Here is a 5,980-nt window from a genome sequence, read left to right on the forward strand (position 1 = left end):
AGCGCATCGACGCACGCCGGCTCTTCCAGCACGCCGATGCCGACGCCCGAGAGGATCATTTCATACATGGGCCGCCAATGACTCGTCTTGATTGCAGTGCGGATCGGCACGCTCTCCACGACGGTCTCCAGGTGTCTGAGCGGCAACTGTTCCGTGCCGAACATGCCCTGCACCCGAATGAACGGATGCCTCACCAGCTCAGACGGTTCAGCAATCGGACCGTGCCGGCTGAGATAGCCCGGCGCGGCAACCAGCACACGCCCGACCTGACCCAGCTGACGGGCAATGAAGACCCCTTCGCCGAGCTGACCAAGACGAAACGAAATATCTACGCCCTCCGTCACGAGGTCGACGATCCGGTCGTTCAGGACCAGCTCCAGATCCAGTTGTGGATACGCTGCGCGCACCAGCGTCAACGCCTCCGGCACGACCGTCTCGCCAAAGCAATGAGGCGCCGCGATACGGATCGTGCCCTTCAGATCCTGCCCGTCACTCGACACCTCCGCGACCGCCTGTTCCACGGCGTGCAGAATCCGTTTGCTGCGGTCGTAGAAAGTGAGACCCTCGGGCGTGCAATTGAAAGCACGCGCGCTGCGCAGCAGAAGCCGGCAGCCAAGGTACTTCTCGAGCCGCTCGATGCGCTCGCTTGCGGCCGGCTGCCCGATATTGAGGTCCCGCGCCGCGCCGGAAATACTTCCACGCTCAACCATCCTGACGTAGATGCGCATGGCTTCGAGCAGATTCACCGCACTCAACCTCCATTCGCAATGCGAATTAATTGGCACCGCCTTTCTCGCTGCGATAACGAAACCTGCTCGAATGGTAACGATATGACGGGAGAATAAAAGGCCGTCGGACCCAATATGAAGTATCGAAGGAGAAGCAGAGATTTACGACAGAATAATGTCGGATCCAATCTGCGCCCAACGCCGGCCGGCGCTGCTTGACACAATGTCGGCGGGCCTCACATGCAGAACGCAACCGAAGCGCAATCGAAACACAATCGCTCCGCCATTCTGGCCGCCAAACGCTGCATGCGAACTCACAGAAGGCCTTTGCGCACTTTCCATAAAGTGCCCGGGCGGTATAACATCACCCGATGTATAGATGGTGGAAAGCATTCGCTCCACTCCTGGAGTCCATGACGGTTTATCAATAATCAATCCGATGCCTAAAGACGACATCCCAGAACCGCAAGCCGTATGTAATAACATCACCCGTAGCGCGATCTTTATCGTCGCGACCCTCAAGGATGGTCAGGACCCCGTTGAGCAGGTGCGTGCGTGGTGCGGCGACGTTGCCGCCCTGGTGCGCTCGGTCGGCAAGCGCGTCCCGTCCGGCAACCTGTCGTGCGTTGTCGGCTTCGGCTCCGACGTGTGGGACACGCTGTTCGGCGCCCCGCGCCCGGCGGCCCTGCATCCGTTTCGCGAATTCGGCTCGGGCGAACGCCGCGCCGTGAGCACGCCAGGGGACATCCTGCTGCATATCCGCGCGGATCAGATGGACCTCTGCTTCGAACTTGCCACGCAACTGGCAGGACGGCTCGGCGATGCGGTCACGGTGATCGAAGAAGTACACGGTTTTCGCAACTTCGATCTGCGCAGCATGGTGGGCTTTGTCGACGGTACCGAGAATCCGGCAGGTCGCGAGGCCGTCGACTTCACGCTCATCGGCGACGAAGATGCGCAATTCGAGGCCGGCAGTTACGTCATCGTGCAGAAGTATCTGCATGACATGACCGGCTGGAACGCGCTTTCGGTCGAGACTCAGGAGCGCATTATCGGCCGCACGAAACTGGCCGACATCGAACTCGACGAAGCAGTCAAACCCTCGTGTTCGCACAGCTCGCTCACCACGATCACCGAGAACGGCGAGGAAGTGAAGATCCTCCGCGACAACATGCCGTTCGGCCGCCCCGGCATGGGCGAGTTCGGCACCTACTTCATCGGTTATGCGCGCTCGCCCGAACCCATCGAGCTGATGATGGAAAACATGTTCGTCGGGCGGCCGCCGGGCAATTACGACCGGCTGCTCGACTACAGCCGCGCGGTTACGGGCAACCTCTTCTTCGTCCCGTCGGCCACCCTGCTCGAGGCGCTCGCGGATCGCGATCCGCAAGCTGCAGCGCAATCGCCCGAACCCTCCTCGTCTGCCGAGCCGCGTCATGACGGCTCGCTGAATATTGGCTCTCTTAAGGGAATCTCTCAACATGAATAATCTGCATCGCGAGCTTGCCCCCATCTCCCATGCCGCCTGGTCGCAGATCGAAGACGAAGTGGCTCGTACCTTCAAGCGCAGCGTTGCCGGCCGTCGCGTGGTCGACGTCAAGGGTCCCGGCGGAACAGAACTATCCGCCGTCGGCACGGGGCACCAGATCGCGATCACCGCGCCGCAGCAGGGCGTCGTGGCGAAACTGTCCGAGGTCAAGAGCCTCGTCGAGCTGACCGTGCCGTTCGAACTGCAGCGCGAAGCGATCGACAGCGTCTTGCGCGGCGCGAAAGATGCGGACTGGCAGCCCGCGAAGGAAGCAGCAAAAGAACTCGCCTATGCCGAAGATCGCGCGATCTTCGACGGCTACAAGGCCGCGGGTATCGGCGGCTTGCGCGAAGGCTCGTCGAATCCCTCGCTCGCCCTACCGGCCGACATCGCCGATTATCCGAACACGATTAGCAACGCGCTCGAAGAACTGCGGCTTGCCGGCGTGGACGGACCCTACTCCGTGCTGCTTGGCGCCGACGCGTACACGGCGCTCGCCGAAGCACGCGACCAGGGTTATCCGGTCATCGAACACCTCAAACGGATCGTGAATGGCGACATCATCTGGGCACCAGCGCTTGCAGGCGGCAGCGTGATATCCACACGCGGCGGCGATTTCGAACTGCACCTCGGCGAAGAGCTGTCGATCGGTTATGCGGGCCATACCGACACGGTAGTGCGTCTCTATCTGCGCGAAACGCTGACCTTCCTGATGCTGACGAGCGAAGCGTCGGTGTCGCTCACACAAGTGGAATGAAGCAAGCGGAATGAAGCAAGCGCAATAAGGAAAACGCAATAAGCACCTGCACAGGCCCGGATCGATTTCATTTTCCGGGCCTTTTCAAAAGTCTTGCCGATCGTGCCGGCCATGTGAAACACCTGCTCCGGCAGGCTGCAGCACTCCCCCCGCTGCGGCGTTTGCTGCACACGCAACAAACGATAGCGATTTCCCCCAAAGTCACCCCACGTTCATTTCCGATTCCTACTATCGGTTGAGGGAAGTCATACCCAGATCGATAGCTGGATAAACTGGGAGATAGCATAAACTGATATTTAAAATCGGGGTGCACCAGGATTCTTCAGGTCAGCGAATGGCTCGATAATTAAATCAAAGTGGACTTGTACGGAAAGCCGCAAACGAATTGCAAGACGTTCATGTCGTCGTGTTGTTCAGGTCGGGCGCGTATCTACGCCAAATAGTCGACCGCTTCCGCCAGCCAGGCCGAATGCGTGCGGTCTTTTTATCTGGTTTTAGTACTCCACGAGAAAGAAAAATGGAACCTTCCAACTTCGCCATAGCCTTTCCCACCTCGCTCGGGGCGTATCTACCGCGGATCGCGGCTGCCATCGGTATCCTGATTGTCGGCTGGTTAATCGCCGTGCTGGTGCGCGCGGGCGTGCGCAAATTGCTCGCCATGCTGAAAATCGACGAGCGCATTGCCGAAAACGCCGGGCAAGGCGCATTCGTCGAACAGCTGATTGCGGGCGGCCTGTTCTGGCTGGTGCTGCTTGTCACCGCAGTCGGCATCTTTAACGTTCTGAATCTCTACTCCGTCTCCGGTCCGCTCTCCCAGCTCCTCGCGCAGATCGTTGACTATCTGCCTAACCTGATTGGCGGCGCCGTGTTGGCGCTCATCGCATGGCTGATTGCGCTGGTATTGCGCGGTGTCGCACGCCGCGCGCTCAAGGCCGGAAAGTTCGACGAACGACTGTCCGCGAACGCGGACGTGAAGCCAGCCAGCGGCTACCTGTGCGATGTCCTGTTCTGGCTTGTCATCCTGATGTTTCTACCGGCGATCCTGTCCGCGTTCGCGCTGTCCGGCCTGCTTGCTCCCGTGCAGGGCATGATCAACAGGCTGCTGGACATCGTGCCGAACCTGTTCGCCGCGATCGCGATCGGCTTCGTCGGCTGGATCGTCGCGCGCGTGCTGCGTGGCCTCGTCACGAACCTGCTCAATGCGGCTGGGGCGGACCGCCTGCCGCAGGAGGTCGGAAGCCCGGCACCCGTCAAGCTGGCGAATCTGGCGGGAACCCTGGTCTACCTTTTCGTGTTCGTACCGACGCTGATCTCCGCGCTCGACGCACTGCGGATCGAGGCGATCTCAGGTCCTGCGACCGATATGCTCAACAAGTTTTTTGGCGCGATTCCGGACCTGATCGCGGCCATCGTCATCTTGCTGGTCACGTTTTACGTTGCACGCTTTCTTGCCGCACTCGCGCAGAAGGTCCTTGGGACTGCAGGCGCCGACACGCTGCCGGGGTTGCTTGGTGTAGGCCACGTGTTTACCGGCATGTTGCAGCCCTCGGTGCTGGTGGCGCGGCTAATCATGTTCTTCGCCATGCTCTTCGCCGTTGTCGAAGCCGCGAACCGTCTGGGCTTCTCGCAGGTGCGCGACGTTGTGACGTTGTTCATCGAATTCGGCGGACACGTGCTTATGGGCGCCGTGATTCTCATCATCGGCTTCTGGCTTGCCGATCTTGCCCGTCGGCTGATTCAGCAGGCCGACGGTGAACACAGTGTCCTGTTCGCGCGAATCGCGCAGTTTGCGATTCTCGGACTGGTATTCGCAATGGGTCTTCACGCCATGGGCATTGCGAACGAGATTGTCCAGCTCGCCTTTGGACTCGTACTCGGCGCGATCGCAGTGGCTGTTGCGCTGTCGTTCGGTCTGGGTGGTCGCGAGGCGGCCGGCAAGCTGCTCGATCGCTGGATCAATGGCCCGCAGGATAAAACCTGAGCCGCTCCGCGCCGTGTCGGCCGGCGTTCCGTAACGCCTACGGAGGCCGGCCAGAACGTCTATTCTCGACAACCGTCGTTGCGGGCTCAGGCTCGCAACGACGGTTTCAGCAGTGCGGACACCTCCTCCTCGGGCAGTACTTCAAAGCCACTGGCCACTTCGCCGCAGTCGACGTGCACTCGCCCCAGGATTTCCGAAGTGCACTTTCTTAACATCGTCACAAGCATCCTGACCCGCGGCGGCACTGGACGCTGCGCCTGGATCAGTACATTCAGATCGAAAGGCAGCACCTCGAATTCGGGCAGTATGCGCACGAGCCGGCCATCGGCGAGCGCATCGACGCACGCCGGCTCTTCCAGCACGCCGATGCCGACGCCCGAGAGGATCATTTCATACATGGGCCGCCAATGACTCGTCTTGATTGCAGTGCGGATCGGCACGCTCTCCACGACGGTCTCCAGGTGTCTGAGCGGCAACTGTTCCGTGCCGAACATGCCCTGCACCCGAATGAACGGATGCCTCACCAGCTCAGACGGTTCAGCAATCGGACCGTGCCGGCTGAGATAGCCCGGCGCGGCAACCAGCACACGCCCGACCTGACCCAGCTGACGGGCAATGAAGACCCCTTCGCCGAGCTGACCAAGACGAAACGAAATATCTACGCCCTCCGTCACGAGGTCGACGATCCGGTCGTTCAGGACCAGCTCCAGATCCAGTTGTGGATACGCTGCGCGCACCAGCGTCAACGCCTCCGGCACGACCGTCTCGCCAAAGCAATGAGGCGCCGCGATACGGATCGTGCCCTTCAGATCCTGCCCGTCACTCGACACCTCCGCGACCGCCTGTTCCACGGCGTGCAGAATCCGTTTGCTGCGGTCGTAGAAAGTGAGACCCTCGGGCGTGCAATTGAAAGCACGCGCGCTGCGCAGCAGAAGCCGGCAGCCAAGGTACTTCTCGAGCCGCTCGATGCGCTCGCTTGCGGCCGG

5 protein-coding genes are annotated in these 5,980 nt (G+C 60.8%); 3 read left to right on the plus strand and 2 right to left on the minus strand.

All coding sequences use genetic code 11. The features are described 5' to 3' along the window. Nucleotides 1-746: LysR family transcriptional regulator (locus BCY88_RS35540; RefSeq protein WP_147408604.1), on the minus strand; the 746-nt coding region annotated here is incomplete at its 3' end. 421 nt (nt 747-1,167) lie between these two features. Here BCY88_RS35540 and BCY88_RS35545 point away from each other — a divergent pair. The 3 genes from BCY88_RS35545 (at nt 1,168) to BCY88_RS35555 (ending at nt 4,994) form a co-directional block, all read left to right on the plus strand. Continuing rightward, entirely contained in the window at nt 1,168-2,217 is a 1,050-nt protein-coding gene (locus BCY88_RS35545) for a Dyp-type peroxidase (RefSeq protein WP_120348762.1), read from the plus strand. After that, complete coding sequence (locus BCY88_RS35550) at nt 2,210-3,013, plus strand: family 1 encapsulin nanocompartment shell protein (protein WP_120348763.1); 804 nt, start codon at nt 2,210-2,212, stop codon at nt 3,011-3,013. The genes BCY88_RS35545 and BCY88_RS35550 overlap by 8 nt, the downstream gene beginning before the upstream one ends. 517 nt (nt 3,014-3,530) lie before the next feature. Continuing rightward, a complete protein-coding gene (locus BCY88_RS35555) occupies nt 3,531-4,994 on the plus strand; it encodes a mechanosensitive ion channel (RefSeq protein ID WP_120348764.1) in 1,464 nt (487 codons plus the stop codon). Nucleotides 4,995-5,080: 86 nt separating this feature from the next. On the opposite strand, the gene BCY88_RS35560 is transcribed toward BCY88_RS35555, so the two are convergent. After that, nucleotides 5,081-5,980 (minus strand): LysR family transcriptional regulator (locus BCY88_RS35560; protein WP_147408605.1); only part of this gene is annotated, 900 nt, incomplete at its 5' end.

The sequence above is a fragment of the Paraburkholderia fungorum genome, assembly GCF_003610895.1.
GTDB lineage: Bacteria > Pseudomonadota > Gammaproteobacteria > Burkholderiales > Burkholderiaceae > Paraburkholderia > Paraburkholderia fungorum_B.

What these genes read in the sequence shown, in the direction of transcription:
- BCY88_RS35545 (WP_120348762.1), top strand. Translation starts at nt 1,168, where the DNA reads ATGCCTAAAGACGACATCCCAGAACCGCAAGCCGTATGTAATAACATC.
- BCY88_RS35550 (WP_120348763.1), top strand. Translation starts at nt 2,210, where the DNA reads ATGAATAATCTGCATCGCGAGCTTGCCCCCATCTCCCATGCCGCCTGG.
- BCY88_RS35555 (WP_120348764.1), top strand. Translation starts at nt 3,531, where the DNA reads ATGGAACCTTCCAACTTCGCCATAGCCTTTCCCACCTCGCTCGGGGCG.